The organism is Mesorhizobium sp. P171375 (genome assembly GCF_057786075.1).
This window is the reverse complement of the sequence record NZ_JBYNWF010000001.1, coordinates 1,658,199-1,678,608: the sequence shown is the minus strand read 5'-3', so window position 1 is coordinate 1,678,608 and position 20,410 is coordinate 1,658,199. Positions and strand designations below refer to the sequence as shown.

Annotated in this window: 18 protein-coding genes; 4 read left to right on the top strand and 14 right to left on the bottom strand. The window is 64.3% G+C overall.

The features are described 5' to 3' along the window. Positions 1 to 26: 26 nt before the first annotated feature. From olsA to ACYHH6_RS08110, 9 genes are all read right to left on the bottom strand, one after another. The gene (gene olsA, locus ACYHH6_RS08150) at positions 27 to 827 is read right to left on the bottom strand and encodes a lyso-ornithine lipid O-acyltransferase (RefSeq protein ID WP_352587139.1); all 801 of its coding nucleotides are present in this window, start codon (positions 825 to 827) and stop codon (positions 27 to 29) included. 27 nt (positions 828 to 854) lie between these two features. Continuing rightward, positions 855 to 1,349, bottom strand: coding sequence for a ribosomal protein S18-alanine N-acetyltransferase (rimI, locus tag ACYHH6_RS08145; protein WP_112566442.1), 495 nt, complete (start codon positions 1,347 to 1,349; stop codon positions 855 to 857). Continuing rightward, complete coding sequence (tsaB, locus tag ACYHH6_RS08140; RefSeq protein WP_352587136.1) at positions 1,349 to 2,026, bottom strand: tRNA (adenosine(37)-N6)-threonylcarbamoyltransferase complex dimerization subunit type 1 TsaB; 678 nt, start codon at positions 2,024 to 2,026, stop codon at positions 1,349 to 1,351. Before tsaB ends, rimI begins: the two co-directional genes overlap by 1 nt. A gap of 107 nt (positions 2,027 to 2,133) precedes the next feature. Next, complete coding sequence (locus ACYHH6_RS08135; protein WP_352587133.1) at positions 2,134 to 3,240, bottom strand: DUF1513 domain-containing protein; 1,107 nt, start codon at positions 3,238 to 3,240, stop codon at positions 2,134 to 2,136. Positions 3,241 to 3,242: 2 nt separating this feature from the next. Further along, positions 3,243 to 4,316 (bottom strand): imelysin family protein, encoded by a 1,074-nt coding sequence (locus tag ACYHH6_RS08130; protein ID WP_352587130.1) that lies wholly within the window; start codon positions 4,314 to 4,316, stop codon positions 3,243 to 3,245. Then, a complete protein-coding gene (locus tag ACYHH6_RS08125; RefSeq protein WP_352587127.1) occupies positions 4,316 to 5,917 on the bottom strand; it encodes a di-heme oxidoreductase family protein in 1,602 nt (533 codons plus the stop codon). Before ACYHH6_RS08125 ends, ACYHH6_RS08130 begins: the two co-directional genes overlap by 1 nt. 12 nt (positions 5,918 to 5,929) lie before the next feature. Further along, the gene (gene bfr / locus ACYHH6_RS08120; RefSeq protein WP_142868533.1) at positions 5,930 to 6,415 is read right to left on the bottom strand and encodes a bacterioferritin; all 486 of its coding nucleotides are present in this window, start codon (positions 6,413 to 6,415) and stop codon (positions 5,930 to 5,932) included. Beyond that, positions 6,381 to 6,689 carry a (2Fe-2S)-binding protein gene (locus ACYHH6_RS08115; protein WP_112566456.1) on the bottom strand — a complete coding sequence of 103 codons (309 nt, stop codon included), beginning with the start codon at positions 6,687 to 6,689 and terminating at the stop codon, positions 6,381 to 6,383. The genes bfr and ACYHH6_RS08115 overlap by 35 nt, the downstream gene beginning before the upstream one ends. Before the next feature lie 60 nt (positions 6,690 to 6,749). Further along, complete coding sequence (locus tag ACYHH6_RS08110; protein WP_352587124.1) at positions 6,750 to 8,042, bottom strand: imelysin family protein; 1,293 nt, start codon at positions 8,040 to 8,042, stop codon at positions 6,750 to 6,752. 495 nt (positions 8,043 to 8,537) lie between these two features. On the opposite strand from ACYHH6_RS08110, the gene ACYHH6_RS08105 reads away from it, so the two are divergent. After that, positions 8,538 to 9,791: an NAD(P)/FAD-dependent oxidoreductase gene (locus ACYHH6_RS08105; protein ID WP_352587121.1), complete on the top strand. Its 1,254-nt coding sequence runs from the start codon at positions 8,538 to 8,540 to the stop codon at positions 9,789 to 9,791. A 15-nt stretch (positions 9,792 to 9,806) separates the two neighbouring features. Here the strand turns inward: ACYHH6_RS08105 and ACYHH6_RS08100 are convergent, their stop codons facing one another. Continuing rightward, positions 9,807 to 11,084 carry a 4-aminobutyrate--2-oxoglutarate transaminase gene (locus tag ACYHH6_RS08100; RefSeq protein WP_142868528.1) on the bottom strand — a complete coding sequence of 426 codons (1,278 nt, stop codon included), beginning with the start codon at positions 11,082 to 11,084 and terminating at the stop codon, positions 9,807 to 9,809. Between the two features lie 256 nt (positions 11,085 to 11,340). On the opposite strand from ACYHH6_RS08100, the gene ACYHH6_RS08095 reads away from it, so the two are divergent. The 3 genes from ACYHH6_RS08095 to ACYHH6_RS08085 are packed head-to-tail and all read left to right on the top strand — an operon-like array spanning position 11,341 to position 16,633. Beyond that, positions 11,341 to 12,471, top strand: coding sequence for an efflux RND transporter periplasmic adaptor subunit (locus ACYHH6_RS08095; protein ID WP_352587118.1), 1,131 nt, complete (start codon positions 11,341 to 11,343; stop codon positions 12,469 to 12,471). Next, complete coding sequence (locus tag ACYHH6_RS08090) at positions 12,468 to 13,553, top strand: efflux RND transporter periplasmic adaptor subunit (protein WP_352587115.1); 1,086 nt, start codon at positions 12,468 to 12,470, stop codon at positions 13,551 to 13,553. Before ACYHH6_RS08095 ends, ACYHH6_RS08090 begins: the two co-directional genes overlap by 4 nt. After that, positions 13,550 to 16,633 (top strand): efflux RND transporter permease subunit, encoded by a 3,084-nt coding sequence (locus tag ACYHH6_RS08085; RefSeq protein ID WP_352587112.1) that lies wholly within the window; start codon positions 13,550 to 13,552, stop codon positions 16,631 to 16,633. Before ACYHH6_RS08090 ends, ACYHH6_RS08085 begins: the two co-directional genes overlap by 4 nt. Before the next feature lie 211 nt (positions 16,634 to 16,844). Here the strand turns inward: ACYHH6_RS08085 and ACYHH6_RS08080 are convergent, their stop codons facing one another. From ACYHH6_RS08080 to ACYHH6_RS08065, 4 genes are read right to left on the bottom strand one after another with little or no spacing between them, the layout of a single operon-like run. Next, positions 16,845 to 17,591, bottom strand: a complete 747-nt coding sequence (locus ACYHH6_RS08080) for an ABC transporter ATP-binding protein (RefSeq protein ID WP_352587109.1) — start codon at positions 17,589 to 17,591, stop codon at positions 16,845 to 16,847. Next, a complete protein-coding gene (locus ACYHH6_RS08075; RefSeq protein WP_352587106.1) occupies positions 17,588 to 18,433 on the bottom strand; it encodes an ABC transporter ATP-binding protein in 846 nt (281 codons plus the stop codon). The genes ACYHH6_RS08080 and ACYHH6_RS08075 overlap by 4 nt, the downstream gene beginning before the upstream one ends. Further along, positions 18,430 to 19,344, bottom strand: a complete 915-nt coding sequence (nikC, locus tag ACYHH6_RS08070) for a nickel transporter permease (RefSeq protein WP_352587103.1) — start codon at positions 19,342 to 19,344, stop codon at positions 18,430 to 18,432. Before nikC ends, ACYHH6_RS08075 begins: the two co-directional genes overlap by 4 nt. Further along, positions 19,341 to 20,408 (bottom strand): ABC transporter permease, encoded by a 1,068-nt coding sequence (locus ACYHH6_RS08065; RefSeq protein WP_352587100.1) that lies wholly within the window; start codon positions 20,406 to 20,408, stop codon positions 19,341 to 19,343. Before ACYHH6_RS08065 ends, nikC begins: the two co-directional genes overlap by 4 nt. Between the last annotated feature and the right edge of the window lie 2 nt (positions 20,409 to 20,410).

The following is a 20,410-nucleotide window of genomic DNA, read 5'->3' as shown; positions in this document are numbered from 1 at the left end:
ATACGCCGATAGGCGCACTGCCTGCGCTAGCGGCTCGGGAGGGGGTCGGCGATTGCCGCCTGCATCATCGCGCGCACCTGGCTTTCCATCAGCCTCGATGTCTCCTTGCGGTTCGAGCCCTTGGAAAAGACGATTGGCTCGCCGAAATGCACTTCGACGTCGAGGGCGCCTTCGGCCATCAGCACCTTGAGATGCGGCATCAGGTCCTGATCGCCGATCCAGGCGGCGATCGACCTGTGACGGCGGCCGAGCGGCACGCCGTGCAGCCGTGTATAAGCGATCGCCAGCGGCTGGATGAAGACCTGCTCGGCCGCGCCTTCCGAAATCGCCATCGAGGCGGCACCGAACAAGGTGCTCTTGAACGGCAGGATGGTGTTGCCGTCGCCGGTCGAGCCTTCAGCAAACAGCACCATGGCATCGCCCTTGGCCATGCGGCTGGCGATCTCGTTGGCCTGGTCCCCCGCCGTGCGCTTGCGCTCACGCTCGATGAAGACTGTGCGTTGCAGCTTCGACAGCCAGCCGATCAGCGGCCACCCCTCCATATCCGCCCTGGCGATGAACGTCACATCGGCAAAAGAGCCGAGCACCATGATGTCGGTCCAGGAGATGTGGTTCGAGGCGACCAGCAGCGGGCGCTGGCTGGACAATTTGCCTTTGACGTGGATGCGCAAGCCGAGTGTGCGGACGATGAGCCTGTGCCAGACCTTCAGAATGACGGTTTCGCGCCAGATGCCGGTCTTCATCGACAGCAGTTGCAGCGGCACAAGGACCAGCGAGCCGACGACAACGAGGCTCAGCGCCAGGAAAGTCCTGATTTTTCCAATCATGCGCCTGACCTTATCCCGCGTTCTGCGCTAACGAAGATCGCGGCGCATGACAAGCGCGCCGGTCGGGCCATGTTCGGTCGAGCGGTAATAATTGGCGCGGTGGCCGACCTGGCGGAAGCCGAGCCGTCGGTAGAGGGCGATCGCGGCGACATTGGTCTCGTCGACTTCGAGGAACAGCGCCTCGGCGCGCTGCGCGTGCAGTTCGCGCAGCACCGCATCCATCAGCTGCCAGCCGAGCCCCTGGCGGCGATGCGAGCGCGCCACCGCCACGGTCAGGATCTCGCCTTCGCCGGCAGCAAGCCTGGCCAGCACGAAGCCGACCGGCGGCTTGGCGCCCTGGCCGATCTCACGCGCGGCATAGCCGAACACGGTGTCCTGCTCGAGCAGCGCGGCGAACTCACCATCGGTCCACGGCCGGACGAAGTCCTCGCGATGCAGCGCCGAGACCGCCGGGCTGTCAGCGATGGTCAGCGGTTCGAGCGCATAGTCCCTGCGGCGCGGCTGGAGGAAGGGAATGCGCATTATTTGTCCTGCCGCGATAAAATAAACCCCGCCTGCGGCTTGGCGTCGGCGCCGCGCAGATAGAGCGGTTTCGGTTTTTCGCCCTCGCCTTTTGCCGCTGCCAGCCGGGCGTAGACGGCAATGTCGGCAGTTGCCGATGTCGGGCCGATATCGAAGATGCGTCCGACCGCCGCGGCGATCTGCTCAACCGCCGTGCCGGCAAGCACCGGACGATTGTTCGCCGCCATTCCCGCGGCTTGCGCAAGTGTGGTCACCGCCGGACCATAGCGCAAAATCGCTTCCGCATCGTAAAACGCGGCATGGATCTCCTCGCGGCCGGCGTCGAGCGCCGACAGGACCGGGCGGCCGGGAAATGCCGCGCTTGCTTCTGCCGCCAGTGCTTCCAGCGTTGTCACGCCGATCGCGGGGATCTTCAACGCCAGCGCCAGGCCGCGGGCCGCCGACACACCGACGCGCAAGCCGGTAAAGGAGCCCGGGCCTATCGAGACCGCAACGGCGCCAAGGCCGGCGTAGTCTGTACCGCCGGCCTTCAGCGCTTCGTCGATCACGGCCATCAAGTGTTCGGCATGGCCCTTGCCGAGATCGCGCACGGAACGGCCGAGCTCCTTCCCGGCCGCCGCGTCATAGACGCAGGCGGCGCAGAGATTGGCGGCACAGTCGATGGCAAGCAGTTTCATGGGCGACCGGTTCGAAAAACAGTCTCCCTCTGCCCGCCATGGCTCGCCGCCGCAAGAGCCAGCGTGTAAATTGTTAAGCGGCTTCGCTTCGGCGTAGGCCGGACGGCTTACGCCGCCGGCGCGATGCGCAGCATGTGGTTGTCCCAGACATAATCGGGCTCGGAGCGCGTCGTGCCGCTGCCTTCGATGATTTCGCCAGCACCTGTCGTCGCCATGAAGCCCGGCCCGTCGGGTGCCAGGCCGCAGACCTCGACCAGCACCTTGGTGGCGACGATCTTGCCGCTGGCGGCATCGATCACGGCCAGCGAATTGCCTTCCGGCGACGACACGGCGACCGTTCCGGCGGCCGGATTGGCCGCGACCGAGCCGATATAGTTCTTGAAGCCGGACAGCACGTCCTGCGGCATGTCGATCAGTTGCAGGTCCTTGCCACGGGCAGCGCGGCCGACCAGCAACGGACGGTCGGTGCCTGGACCACGATACTGGCAGCCGAACCAGATGGTGCCGGACGCATCGGCATCCATGTGGCGGATCGACAGTTGGTGCAGGGAAGCCGGCAGCTCGTGTTTTTCGATGAGGTCGCCGGTGATGCGGTCGACCAGCACATAAGACGGCTTCATCGTCGCGATGTTGAGTTCGGCGCGGCCATAGTCCGGATGGGTCTCGATGCCGCCATTGGCGATGGCGACCGTCCTGCCGTCGCCAAGCAGCAGAAGCTCGTGCGGCCCCATGCCATAGGTCGGAAACTCGCCGATGCGGCTGAATTTGGCGCGTGCGTCGTAGATTCCGACGACGCCGGCGGCATTGTCGAAATCATTCTCGGTGGCGTAGAGCATCGCCCCATCGGCCGAGAACACGCCATGGCCGAAGAAGTGCCGACCGGTGATGCTGGCAATGGTCTGCGGCGCTTCGCGGCCGGTGTGGTCGAAGACCACAGCGAAGGTGCCGGGCTGTCTGGCGAAGACCACGGAGCGCTTCGATACCGGATCGAAGGTGACGTCGTGGCCACGGTCGGGCAGGTCGATCGCATGCAGTAGTTTGCCGGCTTCCGACAGCATAGCCGCGCCAAAACTGCCGTCGCGCTTGACGAAGGCGGTGGCAAAGACCGCATCCGTGCTGAGCGTGTTTGCCCAGGCCGGCGGCGCCATTGCCGTGACGAAGCCAGCGCCCGCAGCCTTCAGAAAATCGCGGCGATCGATCAGTGGCGTCCTCATGATCAGTCTCCGTCGAGCGAGGAGAAGCCGGCGGTCAGGCCGAATTCGGCCGTCAACCTGGTGCCGATCAAGCCTGACAGGCTGGAGGTGATCAGCGCGAAATGCTCGAGCTTCTCGCGCTGCGCCGGATCGGCCAGCGCCTTGTCGATCGGGCCCTGGGCTGACCTGGCGGTGGCGATGCCGTTGACCAGCTGGATATGGATCGATTCCGCCATCCAGCGTGCATCCTCCGGCAACGCGTCGCCGAGCTTCGAGGCCTCAAACAGTGTGTCGATGCCTGAGAGATTGCCGGCTAATGACAGGCCGGTGTTCTGCGAGCGCCAGAAGATCGCCTGCCTTGGCTTGTCGGCATCCGGCTTGGCGCCGAGAAAACCCTTGAGGCGCACGTCTCGGACCATCTCCAACTCGTTGATGAAGATGCCGACCAGTTCGGTCACCGCTTCGGTGCCATCGCGATAGAGCGCGTTGTCGGGTCCCGGATTGGCCCACAGGGCCGCAAAGCCGTCCGGCTTTTTCCAGGCTGCGTCGACGTCGGCGGCCATCGTCTCGATATTCTTGGCAATCGCCGCGCCGTAGGCGCAGCGGTACGGATCGTCCTTGCCGGCGAGCGCCTCGGAGCCATCGCCATAGAGCACGAACTCCAGCGCCCCTAACCCCTGCATGGCGACGCTCTTGCCCGCCAGCTGCGCCGGGTCGGTGGCGGTCGGGTCCTTGGCGGCCAGAGCGGCCTGCACCTGCTTCAGGCCGATGCTCTTGCGGTCCGGCCAGTAGAGCATGCGCTCCAGCCGGTTGTTCTCCTTGATCGGCCCGAAGCCGATGATTTCGGCCGACGACCAGGCTGCGACCGTGGCCGAGAATTCGGCATGCGCGACATCGAGATTACCCTGCGAAGGTGCCTGGCAAAGCGCGTCCATGGCCTTGGCTAGGCCGTCCGCATGATCATGCAGACTGGCATAGGCGGGACGGACAAAGCCGTCGATCGCGCCCTGGATGACGTCGGAGGCTTTCACCGAGGCCGATGCCGGGCAGGACATGGCCAGCGCTAGCGCGAGGGCAGGCAAAAAGCGCTTCAGCATCAGAGTGACTCCAGGAATTTGATGAGAGCATTGCGGTCGGCCGCATCGGTAGCGGCAAAGCGGTCGCGCGCCTTCTGCCCCTCGCCGCCGTGCCAGAGGATAGCTTCGGTAAGCGTACGCGCACGCCCGTCATGCAGGAAGAAGCTGTTGCCGTTGACCGTTTGGGTGAGCCCGACGCCCCAGAGCGGCGGGGTGCGCCATTCGCGGCCCGTCGCCTCGCCAACGACCTGGCCATCGGCGAGACCGGGACCCATGTCGTGTAGCAGGAAGTCGGAATAAGGCCAGACCAGCTGGAAGGCTTGCGCTTTGTTGGGCGCGCCGCGCATGGTGACGAATTTCGGCGTGTGGCAGGAGATGCAGCCCATGTCGTAGAACAGTTTCTTGCCGGCGAGCACGGCGGGATCGCCGACATCGCGCCGCGCCGGCACGGCAAGGTTCTGCGAATAGAAAGTGACAAGGTCCATCACCGGCGACGGCGCCTCGACAGTACCGAGCCGCTTCTGGACGCCGTTCGGCATGGCGAGGCAGGCCTTTTCGGCCGTAGTACAATCGCCCCAATGGTTGGGCTCTTCCGGCGTCGAAATGCCGATATCGCCGTCAAAGGCTTCTGCCGCCTGCCGGCGGATCGAGGCGGTTTGCGCCTTCCAGCCGAAGCGGCCGAGTGTCAGTTCGTCGCTGCTGACGTCGCGTACGATGTTGGGTTTGCCGGAAATGCCGTCGCCATCGCGGTCGTCCGGATCAGCGTGGGCAAGAATATCGGCCGGTGCGATCTGTTCGATCAGGCCAAGGCCGATCATCGGCGGCGTCAGCCGCGGCGACACTGTGGTGTGCGGATCGAGCGGGCCGTAGCCAAGACCATCGATGGCATAACTCGGTTTGCGCAGCGAAACGACGGTGCCGTCGCCAAGCGCAACCTTTTCATCGCCATAGTCGACACGCATGCGGCCTTCGCCCTTGAGGCCGGGAACCGCCAGTTCCTGCAATTGCGTGCCGTAGACAGGGTCGGGGAAGTTCAACACTTTGTGCCCGGCGATCTCGGCCTTTTCCTCCGCTGTGCTGGCATCGCGCGCCAGCCGTAGCAACATCGAGGTGGTGCGGCTGTCGGCTGACGGCGGACGGCCGCGGCCGTCCTTCAAATGGCAATTCTGGCAGGCACGCTCGTTGAACAGTGGCCCGAGACCATCCGAGGCCTGGGTCGAGGACGGCGACGACACCCAGTTCTTGCGAAAAAGCGCATTGCCGAGCTTGAAATTGCTCTCTTCCTCGAAGGTGATGTTTTCAGAGGGTTGCGAGAAGGCGTCGCGGTCGACCTGCTTGCGCGAGGTGCCGGCGCCGCCTTGCATCGTTTCGAAGGCTTCCGGTTTGGAGAAATCGGCGGTCGGCCTGGTGACTGCAATGACGCGGGCCTGATCCTTCGGCGTCAGGTCGGTGCGGCTGGTGGCGAGGCCGGCCGGGTCCACAGCACCAGCCAGCGCCGGGGCCGAAACAATCGCAAGGATGGCAATCGAAAGCCCGCGAAACGGCTGGTATCGCGGGTTTTTGAGGAGCGGCAGGCCGTTAGCCCGCCGCAAGCGGCGCGGAAAATCTAGGAGGCGCCGCATTCCCGCATGGTCCTATTCCGCCTCATCCGCCGATGCGGCGTTGAGCTGGCCGTACTTTTCCTCGCCGATCGAGGCCAGCAGGTCGAGCTGCGTCTCGAGGAAGTCGATATGACCTTCCTCGTCGGCCAGCAATTCCTCGAACAGCTTCATCGTCACGTAGTCGCCTGCTTCTTCACAGATCTCGCGCGAACGCTTGTAGGCGGTGCGCGCGTCATATTCGCCGGCAAGATCGGATTCGAGCACTTCCTTGACATTCTGGCCGATGCGCAAAGGCGCCACGGACTGCAGATTGGGGTGGCCTTCGAGGAAGATGATACGGGCCACCAGCCGATCGGCATGGTGCATTTCCTCGATCGATTCGGCGCGTTCCTTCTTTGCCAGCTTGGCGTATCCCCAGTCCTCCAGCAGACGGAAGTGCACCCAGTACTGATTGACGGCGCCGAGCTCCAGGAAAAGAGCTTCGTTAAGCCGCTCTATGATCTGCTTTTCGCCTTTCATGGGTTCTGCTCCCGTATTGGACGCGCAGGCCTCTAACGCGATCCAGATGTGAAACGATGTCGCCGCTCGCCTCCGAGCGGGCGTGGTAATTTTCGGTGACCCGAATGATCGTTTCGACCACATTTGGGAAGCAGCCGCAACAGCGACCGCGCTTTTGCATCGTGTGATAGACTTTCGCCGGCACTATGAGCTGCCAGGGATCCTGATCCAGCAGATCGACGATCGTCTGCTCAATCTCCTTTTCGGTGATGATATTGCAATGGCAGATCAGCATGGATTGGCTCTGGCTGACGGCGCCTCCTCCGCGCCGTTTGGCTGGTGGTTGGTTGGGGTGTTACTTGAACACCTTCTCCGGTGCATCAAGGCTATCGGAACCCTCAAAAGCAATGTCGTTGAGCTTCAAGGCACCAACGGCGCGTTCGATCGACTTGGTCTGGTCGACCAGAGCGTCGATTGCCGCCTGCACCGTGGCGTTGCCTTCGGTGTTGCCCTCGGCGATCTGCTGGTCATAGGCCTCACCGGCCACAGCCCGCGCCTTGATCGCCTCCATCTTGGCGACCGACACGTCGAGCTTGTCGGACAGTTCCTTGTCGATCGCCGGATCGGCCGCCTTGACCATATCGTGCACCGACGGGCCCGAAACGACGGTGCCGTCGAGGCGCGCGTAGCTGGCGAGATAGGCGGCGCGGATGCCGATCGCGTCATAGAGATGCGAGTTGTAGGTGTTGTCGGAGAAGCAGTCGTGCTCCTCTTCCGGATCGTGCAGCAGCAGGCCGAGTTTCATGCGCTCGCCGGCAAGTTCGCCGTAGGACAGCGAGCCCATGCCGGTGAAGATCACCGAAATGGCGGTGTTCGGCTGGCCGTCGAGGAGGTTCTTGCGGGCGGCGCCGTCTTCCTTCCAGTTGCCGACCATCTCCTGTAGGTCGGAGACCAGCAGGTCGCTGGCCGACTTCAGATACTGCGCGCGGCGGTCGCAATTGCCGCCGGTGCAATTCTTGAGGTCATAGTCGGTATAGGGCCGCTCGCCGGCGCCCGGGCCGGTGCCGTGCAGATCCTGGCCCCAGAGCAGGAATTCGATGGCATGATAGCCGGTCGCAACATTGGCTTCGATGCCGCCGGCTTCCTGCAGCGTGCCGGAGAGGAACTCCGGCGTCAGCTTCGAGGCGTCGACCTTCTTGCCGTTGATCTCGATTTCCTTGTTGGCGATCACATTGGCGGTGTAGAGCGCGTTGGCATCGGACTCGGTGCCATAGCTCTTGGCGACATAATCGATCAGGCCTTCGTCCAGCGGCCAGGAGTTCACCTTGCCTTCCCAGTCGTCGACGATCTTGTTGCCGAAGCGATATACCTCGGTCTGCTGGTAAGGCACGCGCGACGCCTTCCAGGCATCGCGGGCGGCGTTGAGCGTGTCGGCCGATGGATTGGCGAGCAGCGCGTCGACTGCCTTGTCGAGCGCCTGCGCGGTGGTCAGCGAATCCTCGTACTTGGCCAGCGCGATGTCGGAATAGGTTTTGATGACCGCCTTGGCGTCGGTCTCCGCCGCCTTGGCCGGCAGGATGAAAACCGCCGCCGTCAACATTGCCGTGGCACCGATCGCAGCCAGCCTGCCGCCATATCGTGCTGTCATCATCATTCTCCAGTTCAAAGGGAATTCGCTAAAAGGCGCGCGTGCCAAACGGTGCCAGGACACAGGCATGCCATACGTCACAACGGATGCCGCGCCGTTGCGCGGCTCACGGTAGAAAGACACCAAATGCCTCCAATCGAACGGGTTCAAGGCCCAAACATCAAAGGGATGCGCTGACGCGCGAGCCTCCATAAAGCGATGGCGGCGCTGGAAGTCAACTGGCGAACCCCAGAAAATTCAATTGAAACAACAGTTTAGAATTATTCTAAACTAGGACTATCAACTTTAAATCGTATCCCCGGCAGCCTTGGGTGAGAGACACCGAGATTGACAGACGACCATTCCGGGTGCGACCCGGACCTGGGCTCTTGCGACGGCGGCAGACAATCGCCATCTGGCGGAACAGCTCACAATCAGAGAGCATGATGTCGTCCGCAAACCGCTTCACACTTTTCGGCATCATGCTCCAGATTTGAAACAGGAATTCGGGTTGCGATGAAGAACGGTGTCGTCATTGTCGGTGCGGGTCATGCGGGCGTGCAAGCGGCCGCCAGCCTGCGCGAGGAAGGCTATGACGGACCGGTCATCCTGATCGGCGACGAAAACGAGCTGCCCTACCACAAGCCGCCTTTGTCGAAGACCTTCATCAAGGATGCCGAGGCCAAGGCGCAGCCATTGCGCGGCGAGGCTTTTTACACCGGCAGCACCATCGACTTCAGGCCGGGCATCCGAATCGACCGCATCGATACGGCAGACCGCAGGCTGGACATAGTGGGCGGCGGCGCGCTTGCCTTCGACCGCCTTATCCTGGCCACCGGTTCGCGGCCGCGGCTTCTGCCGCTGCCGGGCGGGGACCTCTCGGGCGTGCTGTCGCTGCGCTCGATCGCCGATGCGCGGCTGATCCGCGAACTCAGTGGGCAGAGCGACGATGTCGTCATTCTCGGCGGCGGCTTCATCGGGCTGGAAATTGCGGCGACGCTGCGAGTGGCCGGCCGCAACGTCACCGTGGTCGAAGCCGTCGACCGGCTGCTCGGCCGCGCCGTGGCGCCGGTGGTGGCGAGCCATGTCCGCCAGCGGCTGGAGGCGCTGGGCGTGCGTATCCTCACCGGCACCACCATTGCCAGGCTGGAGGGCGAAAACGGCCATGTCTCAGCCGCCCTCACTTCCACCGGCGAAAGGCTGCCGGCACGCATGGTCATTGTCGGCATCGGCGCGGTGCCGAATGTCGAACTGGCGCAGGCTGCCGGGCTGACTGTCGCCAATGGCATCCGCGTCGACCAGCAGATGCGCAGCTCGGTGCCTGACATCCTCGCCATCGGCGACGCCGCTTCCTACCGCCACTGGTCGACCGGCGGCGACGTGCGGCTGGAATCGGTGCAGAACGCCACCGACCAGGCCCGGCTTGCCGCGCGCACCATAACCGGCCACGCCGACAGCTATTCGGCCGTGCCTTGGTTCTGGTCGGACATCGGCGACATGAAGTTGCAGATGGTCGGGCTGACGTCAGGCGGCGACAGCCATGTCGTGCTGGGCGATCTCGCCGACAACAAATTCTCGATCTACCACTATGCCGGAAGTCGGTTGCTCGGCATCGAATCGGTCAATCGCCCCGGCGACCATATGCTCGGCCGCAAGATGCTCGGCGCCGGCTTCTCGCCGACGCCGCAGACGGTAGCGGAAGGCCCTGATGGGCTGAAGGCGGCGCTGGCCGCCTTCCAGCAGGACGAGCCGGCCAGAGCTGCCGGCTAGCCCAATGTATATCGACTAAGCAGCGCAGACTTCGCGGATCGAGCTTTCCAGAATGTCGAGCGCCTCGTTCATGACGTTGTCCTGGATGGTGATCGGGGCCAGGAAACGAATGACGTTGCCGTAGACGCCGCAGGTCAGCAGGATCAGGCCCTTGTCGAGCGCCTTCAGCCGAATGGCGTTGGCGATCTCAGCCGACGGCAGGCCTTTCTTGACGTCGTTGAATTCGACCGCGTTCATGAAGCCGAGGCCCCTTATATCGACAATCTCGGGCACGTCGTCACGGATCGCCTGCAGCCGTTGCTTCAGCCTAGCGCCCAGCGTGTTGGCGCGGTCGCAGAGCTTTTCGTCCTCGATCACGTCGAGCACGGCGTGTGCTGCAGCGACACCGATCGGGCTGCCGCCATAGGTGCCGCCGAGGCCGCCGGGGCCGGGCGCATCCATGATTTCGGCGCGGCCGGTGACCGCCGCCAGCGGGAAGCCGCCGGCCAGGCTCTTGGCCATGGTGGTGATGTCGGCCGCAACCTCGTGATGGTCCATGGCGAACATCTTGCCGGTGCGGGCAAAGCCGGTCTGCACCTCGTCGGCGATCAACAGCATGCCGTGCTGGTCGCAGAGCTTGCGCAGCGCGGTCAGGAACTCGCGCGGCGCGTCGTAAAAGCCGCCCTCGCCCTGGACCGGCTCGATGATGATGGCGGCGACGCGGGCCGGATCGACATCGGCCTTGAACAGTCTGTCGAGTGCCGCCAGCGAATCCGCGACCGACACGCCGTGCAGCGGCACCGGGAACGGCGCATGGTAGACGTCGCCCGGCATGGCGCCGAAACCGACCTTGTAGGGCACGACCTTGCCGGTCAGCGCCATGCCCATGAAGGTGCGGCCGTGGAAGCCGCCGGCAAAGGCGATGACGGCCTGGCGGCCGGTGGCGTTGCGGGCGATCTTGATGGCGTTCTCGACCGCCTCGGCGCCGGTGGTGACGAAGATGGTTTTCTTCTCGAACTTGCCGGGCAGCATGGCGTTCAGCCGTTCGGCCAGCCTGACATAGCTCTCATATGGCACGACCTGGTGGCAGGTGTGGGTGAAGCGGTCGAGCTGCGCCTTGACCGCCTCGATCACCTTGGGGTGGCGATGGCCGGTGTTGACGACGGCGATGCCGGAGGAGAAATCGATGTAGCGGCGGCCTTCGACGTCCCAGATCTCCGAATTCTCGGCGCGGTCGGCGTAGATCTGCGTCGTCATGCCGACGCCGCGCGAAATCGACTGGTTCTTGCGTTCGGAAATGGCTGCGTTCTTCATGGTCATCCCTCGCCGGGCTGGCGCCCGCTCTTGCTTGACAGGTCTCAAGCTTGTTCTGGCCTTATTTCACGTTTTCCTCAAGTCGGCACCGTCGCCCGGCGATTGGGCCTGCCCTCGGTGCGCGGCACGTCGACAGGTCCTAACCAGCTGACCGATACGCGTACGAGATCGGTTTCCTTTTCCTTGGGATCGATTATCCTCCCGATGTCTGTGACAGCTCACCCGTCATGAGCGTTCCGGATCGGTGAGGGACCCTATGAGCAGAAACGCGACATCGTCCGCCCCGCAGCCCCCGGCCTCAGGCCTTTTTTCGTTTTCTCCCATCCTCCTCGCCTGTGCGATCGCGCCGTTCATTCTAGCCGGCTGCCAGAAGCAGGAGGCGGCGGCCAAGAAACTGCCGATCATGGTGCGCACCAAGACGGTGGCCATGGCCGATTATGCGCCGCGGACCTCGCTGACCGGAGTGATCGCGGCGCGCACGCTGAACAATCTGTCCTTCCGTGTCGGTGGTCGCGTCGCCGAACGGCTCGTCGATGTCGGCCAGCATGTCGACAAGGACGCCGTGCTTGCCCGCATCGATCCGCAAGAACAGGAATCCGATTTGCGCTCGGCGCAGGCCGATCTCGATGCCGCTCAGGCGCAACTGACCCAGGCGGCCGCCACCTTCGAACGGCAGAAAACCCTGCTTGCCCAGGGTTTTACCACCAGGCGGGACTATGATGCGGCCGACCAGGCGCAGAAGGTGGCGCAAGGCAGTGTCGATCAGGCGCAGAGCGCGCTTTCCAACGCCAGGGAGAACCTGTCCTTCACCGAGCTCAAGGCGGGCGCTGCCGGCGTCATCACCGCTCGGCAGGTCGAAGCCGGGCAAGTGGTGCAGGCGGCACAGACGGTCTTCACCGTCGCCGAGGACGGCGACCGCGATGCGGTGTTCAATGTCCAGGAAACGCTGGTCGCCAAAACGGCGCCATCGCCCTCGGTGACGATCACGCTGCTGGCCGACCCGCAGGTGAAGGCCTTGGGCAAGGTGCGCGAAGTCTCCCCGGCGGTCGATCCGGCTTCGGGGTCGGTCCGGGTCAAGGTCGGCATTGCCGACACGCCGGAAGGCATGCCGCTCGGCGCCACCGTCATCGGCTCGGTCAACGCCAGACCGGCGAAAGCCGTCATCCTGCCCTGGCAGGCGCTGACCTCGATCGAGGGCAAGCCGGCTGTCTGGATTGTCGATCCCTCGACCAAGGCGGTGGCGACAGCCTTGGTCAATGTGCTGGCCTTCGATTCCGGCGTGGTCGTCGTCGACAAGGGGCTGGAGGTCGGACAAAGCGTCGTCACCGCCGGTGGCCAGTTGCTCAGCCCCGGACAGGCGGTCGAGATCTCGGGAGCCGGACAATGAGGCGGCGGCGTATCCTGCTCTTTGTGTCTGCCTTGTCTGCAATAGCGGCGCTCGCCGGCTGCTCGAAATCGGAGGAAAAGCCGCCAGAGATCATCCGGCCGGTGCTGTCGATGGTAATCGAGCCACAGACGACGCGGGCCTTCGGCTTCGCCGGCTCCATCGAGCCGCAGGTCAGCGCCGACCTCGCCTTCCGCCTGCTCGGCCGCGTCGTCTCGCGCGACGTCAAGATCGGCGATATCGTCAGCAAGGGCACGACGATCGCCACGCTCGATCCGACGGCGCTCGAGCTTGCCGTACAGGCGGCAAAGGCCGAACTCTCCAATACCGAGGCGCAATTCGCCAACGCCGCCGACAGCGAGGACCGCCAGCGCCAGTTGCTCGCCGCGGCCAACACCTCGCAGGCCGTCTTCGATGCCGCGCAGCAGGCCAGGCAAGCGGCCGAAGCCGGCGTCGAGCGGGCCAAGGCAGCGCTTGCCAAATCGCAGGAGCAGCTTGGCTATGCCAGGCTGTTCTCGGACTTCGACGGCGTCGTCACCGCCACCGGCGCCGAGGTCGGCCAGACGGTTTCGGCCGGCCAGACCATCGTCACCGTGGCGCGCTCGGATTTGCGCGAAGCGGTGGTCGACATTCCCGACCAATTGATCGGCGATCTGGCTGTCGGCACGTCGTTCGAGGTCATCCTGCAATCGCTGCCGTCGATCCAGACCGAGGCCACGCTACGCGAGATCGCGCCGCAAGCCGATAGTTCGACCCGCAGCCGCCGCGTCAAGCTGACGCTCACCGATCCGCCGCAGGCCTTCCGGCTCGGCTCGACGGTGACGGCGACACGGGTGGCTAAGGTGGCGCCGACGATCGAGCTGCCGCTGTCGGCGCTGCTGCAGAAGAATGGCGGCGACAAGGTCTGGATCGTCGATGAAAAGACGTCGAGCGTCTCGACGCGCGACATCAAGATCGCCTCGAAGGGCGCCGCCAGCTTCATCGTCGCCGAAGGACTTGAGGCCGGGATGCGCGTCGTCACCGCCGGCGTCCACAGCCTGGTGGACGGCCAGAAGGTCAAGATTCCACAAGGAGGGGCGTCATGAAGGGGTTCAACCTCTCCGACTGGGCGCTCAACCACCGCTCGCTGGTCTGGTACTTCATGCTGGTCTTCGTTGTCGCCGGCATCTTCGCTTACCTCAATCTCGGCCGCGAGGAAGATCCGAACTTCACCATCAAGACCATGATCGTCCAGGCCAATTGGCCGGGCGCCTCGGTCAACGAGACGGTGCGGCAGGTCACCGACCGCATCGAAAAGAAGCTCGAGGAACTGGACAGCCTCGACTTCACCCGCTCGGTCACCACCGCCGGCAAGACCGTCATCTTCGTCAACCTGAAGGACACCACCAAGGCGCGCGATGTCGTGTCGAACTGGACCCAGGTGCGCAACATGGTCAACGACATCGCGCCCCAATTTCCGCAAGGCGTGCAGGGGCCGTTCTTCAACGACCGCTTCGGCGATGTCTTCGGCAATATCTACGCCTTCACCTCGGATGGCCTGACGCCGCGCCAGTTGCGCGACTATGTCGAGGATGTCAGGACTCAGATCCTGACTGTGCCCAATGCCGGCAAGGTCGATCTGGTCGGCGCCCAGGACGAAGCCATCTATCTCGAATTCTCGACCCGCCAGATCGCAGCCCTCGGCCTCAACCAGCAGGCGATCGTGGCCAGCCTGCAAGCGCAGAACGCCATCACGCCGTCGGGCGTCGTCGAATCCGGACCCGAGCGCGTCAGCGTGCGGGTCGGCGGCCAGTTCACCTCCGAGGAGAGCCTGCGCGGCATCAATCTGCGCGTCAACGACCGCTTCTTTCGGCTGAGCGATGTGGCGACGATCCGACGCGGCTATGCCGACCCGCCGACGGCGCTGTTCCGCTTCAACGGCCAGGACGCGATCGGGCTTGCCATAGGCATGAAGCCCAACGCCAATCTGCTCGAATTCGGCGCCGCACTTGAGAAGAAAATGGACGAGGTGCTGGCCGACCTGCCGGTCGGCGTCGGCGTGCATCTGGTCGCCGACCAGCCGGTGATCGTGGAGGAAGCCGTTTCGGGCTTTACCCGGGCGCTGGCCGAGGCCGTCGCCATCGTGCTTGCGGTGTCCTTCATCAGCCTCGGCATGCGCGCCGGCTTCGTCGTGGCGCTGTCGATCCCGCTGGTGCTGGCCATCACCTTCACGGTCATGGCCTATCTCGGCATCTCGCTGCAGCGCATTTCGCTGGGAGCGCTGATCATCGCACTCGGGCTGCTGGTCGACGACGCCATGATTGCGGTCGAGATGATGGTGGCGCGGCTGGAGGTCGGCGACAATCTGCGCAAGGCGGCGACCTATGTCTACACATCGACCGCCTTCCCGATGCTGACCGGCACGCTGGTGACGGTCGCCGGCTTCATCCCGATCGGTCTCAACAACAGCGCCGCCGGCGAATACACTTTTACATTGTTCGTCGTCATCGCGGTCTCGCTCCTGGTGTCATGGATCGTGGCGGTGCTGTTTGCGCCGCTGTTGGGCGTGACCATCCTGCCTGCGACGATGAAGCAGAAGCATGAACAGCCCGGACGTTTCACCAGCCTGTTCCGGCGCGTGCTGGTGGGCTCGGTGCGCCACCACTGGCTGACGATCTTCGTCACGGTGTTGTTGTTTGCCGGCTCGATAGCCGGCTTCGGCCTCGTCCAGCAGCAGTTCTTCCCGCCTTCGGACCGACCTGAGCTGATTGTCGACTGGAACCTGCCGCAGAACTCGTCGGTCACCGAGACGCGCGACCAGATCGAGCGCTTCGAAGGCCGGGCGCTGGCCGGCAATCCCGACGTCGACCATTTCTCGTCCTATATCGGCCAGGGCGCGGTGCGCTTCCTGCTTGCCTTCGACGTGCAGCCGGCCAATCCCTATTTCGGCCAGACCGTCATCGTCACCAAGAGCATCGAGGCGCGCAACCGGCTGAAGCCGGTGCTGGAGAAGCTGCTGCGCGAGGAATTCGTCGGCACCGATGCCTTCGTCAAGCCGCTTGAACTCGGGCCGCCGGTCGGGCGCCCGGTGCAGTACCGCGTCGGCGGACCCGACATCCAGACGGTGCGCGATCTGGCGCAGCAATTTTCCGGCCTGATCTCGGTCAATACGAAGCTGGCGGCGCCGACTTTCGACTGGAATGAGCCGCAGCGCGTGCTGAGGGTCGACGTGCTGCAGGACAAGGCGCGTCAGCTCGGCATCACCTCCTCCGACATCGCCAGCGCGCTGAACAGCACGGTCGGCGGCGCCACCATCACCCAGGTGCGCGACGCCACCTATCTGATCAACGTCATCGCCCGCTCGCGCGAGGCCGAGCGCGGCTCGATCGACACGTTGCAGAACATGCAGCTGCCGACTGGCAACGGCGAGGCGATCCCGCTCGCGGCGGTGGCCAATTTCCGCTACGACCTCGAACAGCCGACGGTGTGGCGGCGCAACCGCATTCCTACGATCACGGTGCGCGCAGGCCTGGTCGGCGATGTGCTGCCGGCAACCGTTGTCAATGAATTGAAGCCGTCGGTCGACGCCTTCATCGCCAAGCTGCCGCCGGGCTATTCGGTCGCAACTGCCGGCTCGGTCGAGGAAAGCGCCAAGAGCCAGGGACCGATCGCCGCCGTCGTGCCGCTGATGCTGTTCGTCATGGCGACCATCCTGATGATCCAGCTGCAAAGCTTCCAGCGCCTGTTCCTGGTGGTAGCGGTGGCGCCGCTCGGCCTGATCGGCGTGGTCGCGGCCCTGGTGCCGAGCGGCGCGCCGCTCGGCTTCGTCGCCATTCTCGGCGTGCTGGCGCTGATCGGCATCCTGATCCGCAACTCGGTCATCCTGATCGTGCAGATCGAGGATCTGGTCGCCGAGGGCAAGGATCGCTGGGCGGCGGTGATCGAGGCCACCGAGCACCGCATGCGCCCGATCGCGCTGACGGCGGCGGCGGCGAGCCTGGCGCTGATCCCGATCGCGCGCGAAGTGTTCTGGGGGCCGATGGCCTACGCCATGATGGGCGGCATCATCGCCGGCACGGCGATCACGCTGCTGTTCCTGCCGGCGCTGTATGTGACGTGGTTTAGGATCAAGGAACCGAGGGTGACGGACGAGGGAGGCGATGCTTTGGCGGAAGGGGCGGCCTGAGCGGCAATATTCGGACTCCGCGTTCCCGCCCACCCCCCCTCTGCCCTGCCGGGCATCTCCCCCTCAAGGGGGAGATCAGCGGCTTCATCGCTGCCGCGCGTTTTTGCAACGTACGAGATTGGGGAAACCATTCGCGACATTTGATCTCCCCCCTTGCGGGGGAGATGTCCGGCAGGACAGAGGGGGGTGTGACGGATCGCGACCTCTCGCGCTACCCGCGCACAAACCCCTCACTCGCCCTGAGCAGATTGCGCGTATAATCCTTGGTCACGCGGTGTCCGATCAGCTGGCTCGCGGTGAGATTCTCTACCGCCTCGCCGCTCTGCATCACCATCAGCCGCTCGCACATATGGGTGATGATGGCGAGGTCGTGGCTAACCATCAGGAAGGTCAGCTTCCGTCGACGACGGACCTCTTCCAGAAGGTTGAGCACTTCGGCCTGCACCGAGGCGTCGAGCGCCGAGGTCGGCTCGTCGAGCAACAGGATCGAGGGCTCGAGGATCAAGGCGCGGGCAATGGCGACGCGCTGGCGCTGGCCGCCTGATAATTGATGCGCGTAGCGGAAGCGAAAGCCGTTGCCGAGGCCGACCTCGTCCAGTGCGCGCTGGATACGCTGTTCGCCGTCGGCAAAGCCGTGAATGGCGAGCGGTTCCTGCAGCAAGCGGTCGACGGTCTGACGCGGGTGCAGCGAACCATAGGGGTCCTGGAAGACCATCTGCACTTCGCGATAAAAGGCTTTGTCGCGGCGAGCTCCCAGCATCTTGCCGTTGACGGTGATAGTCCCGGATTTGGCCGGCACGAGGCCGGCAATCGCCTTGAGGAGCGTCGACTTGCCGGAACCGCTCTCGCCGACCAGGCCGAAGGAATCACCCGATTGCACCTCCAGGCTGACACCTTTCAGCGCGCGAAAACGGTCGAACACCACCTCCAGCCCTTCGATGGAAATGGCTGGAGTCATGCCGCCCACTCCGGCTTGCGGTCGAGCACCGGCAGCGGATGGCGTTCGTAGCCGATCCTGGGCATGCAGTTGAGCAGGCCGCGCGTGTAGGGATGCTGGGCGTCGCGCAGTTCCGACGCCTTGAGCTGCTCGACCACCTTGCCGGCATACATGACGATGACGCGGTCGCAGAAGGAGGCAACCAGGCGCAGATCATGCGAGATGAAGATCAGCCCCATGCCGCGCTCGCTGACCAGCCGGTCGAGGATGCCGAGCACGTCGAGCTGCACGGTGACGTCGAGCGCCGAGGTCGGCTCATCGGCGATCATCAATTCCGGTCCGGCGATCAGCATCATGGCGATCATGGCGCGCTGGCCCATGCCGCCGGAGACCTCGTGCGGATGCAGGTCGAAGACGCGGGCGGGGTCGCGTATCTGCACCGCTTCGAGCATGGCCAGCGCCCGCTCGCGCGCCTCGGCCTTTGAGACCTTCTCATGCGTGCGCAGCGTCTCGACGATCTGGCGGCCGATGCTCATCACCGGGTCGAGCGAATATTTCGGATCTTGCAGGATCATGGCAATGCGCTTGCCCCGCAGCGCCCGGCGCTGCCGGGCAGGCATGGCCAGAAGGTCGGCGCCGTCGAAGGCGAGCGTCTTTGCCGACACCCGCGCCTGCGGCGGCGTCAGCCCCATAATGGCGCGGCCGGTCTGCGACTTGCCGGAACCGCTCTCGCCGACAATGCCCAGCCGCTCGCGGCCGAGCGAGAAGGAGACGCCGCGCACCGCCTGGATGAGGCCGGTGCGGGTCGGGAAATCGACGCGCAGATCGTCGACCTCCAGCAATGTGCCTGTCGCACCGTTCATTGGTCCCCGCTCCTTGGATCGAGCGCGTCGCGCAAACCGTCGCCAAGCAAGTTGAAGCCGAGGCTGACGATCAGGATGGCGAAGCCCGGCGCGCCGGCCACCCACCATTGGTCGAGGACGAAGCGGCGGCCGGACGCGATCATCGTGCCCCATTCTGGGAGCGGCGGCTGCGCGCCGAGGCCGAGGAAGCCGAGGCCGGCTGCGGTGAGGATGATGCCGGCCATGTCGAGCGTCACCCGGATGATCAGCGAGGAGATGCAGAGCGGCATGATGTGGCGCAGCACGATACGGAAGGGCGAGGCACCCATCAACTGCACCGCCTTGATGTAATCCGAGTTGCGAACCGTCATCGTTTCGGCACGGGCAATTCGGGCGTAAGGCGGCCAGGAGGTGATGGCGATGGCGAGCACGGCGTTTTCGATGCCTGGTCCAAGTGCTGCGACAAAGGCCAGCGCCAGGATCAGCTTGGGGAAGGCAAGAAAGATATCGGTGATGCGCATCAGAATGGCATCGGTCCAGCCGCCGGCATAGCCGGCGACGGTGCCGACCAAAAGGCCGATGGGAGCGGCGATGATGGCGACGAGGATGACGACATAGAGCGTCCATCGCGAGCCAAAGAGAATGCGAGAATAGATATCACGGCCGAGATCGTCGGTGCCGAACCAATGCGCGCTGCTCGGCGCTAAAAGCCGCGCGTTCTTCAAATCGCCGACGGTCGGCGAATAGGGCGCCAGCACATCGGCGAAGGCAGCGACCACCAGCAAGGCGATGATGATCAGCAGGCCAAGAAACGCCAGCCGGTTGGCGGAAAAGCGCCGCCAGGCGACATAGGCGCGGCCGAGCCTTGCCTGCGTCCGCGGCCGATCGCTGAGCAGCCAGTCACGACGGGTCTGGACGGTCGCGATACTCATCCTGTCTTGGTCCTCGGGTCGAGCAGCTTGTAGAGAAGGTCGGACAGGAGATTGATGCCGATGAACACCGAACCGATGACGATGGTGCCGCCAAGCACCGCGTTCATGTCGGCGTTCTGCAGCGAATTGGTGATGTAGAGGCCAATGCCGGGCCAGGAAAACACGGTCTCGGTCAGCACCGAACCTTCGAGCAACCCGGCATAGGAGAGCGCGATTACGGTGACCATCGGCACGGCCGCGTTGCGCAGCGCATGGCCCCAGATGATGCGCGTTTCCGACAGGCCCTTGGCGCGTGCGGCGACGATGTATTCCTGCGACAGCTCGTTCAGCATGAAGGAGCGCGTCATGCGGCTGATATAGGCAAGCGAGAAATAACCGAGCAGCCCTGCCGGCAGGATGATGTGGCGGTAGGCGTCATAGAATACATCCCACTGCCCCTGCATCGCGGCATCGAGAAGATAGAAGCCGGTGATCGGCGTGAAGGTGTATTCGTAGACGACATCGAGCCGCGCCGGGAAAGCCACCCATTGCAGCTTGGCGTAGAACAGGACAAGCCCCAGAAGACCGATCCAGAAGATTGGCACGGAATAGCCGATCAGGCCGATGACGCGCACGATCTGGTCGATCAGGCTGCCGCGTTTAACCGCTGCCAGCACACCAAGCGGCACACCGATGACCGAGCCGATCAGAGTTCCCAAAGTCGCCAGTTCGATAGTTGCTGGAAAGGCACGACGGATGTCGGTCATGACCGGATTGGTGGTCAGCACCGACGTGCCGAAATCGCCGTTCAGCGCAGCCTTCACATAGAGGTAGAACTGCTCGATCAACGGCAGGTCGAGCCCCATCTCGCGGCGCGTGCGCTCAACGACATTGAGAGGCGCCCGGTCGCCCAGCACCGCCAGCACCGGGTCGATCGGGATGACACGGCCGATGAAGAAGGTCACCGCGAGCAGACCGAGATAGGTCGTGATCGCGATGGCCAGGAAGCGGCCGATGAATGATGCGACAGCGACGGCGCGAGCGCTGCCGCGCCCCGCCGCCACTTCGTTTTCAGCTGCGCTCATGC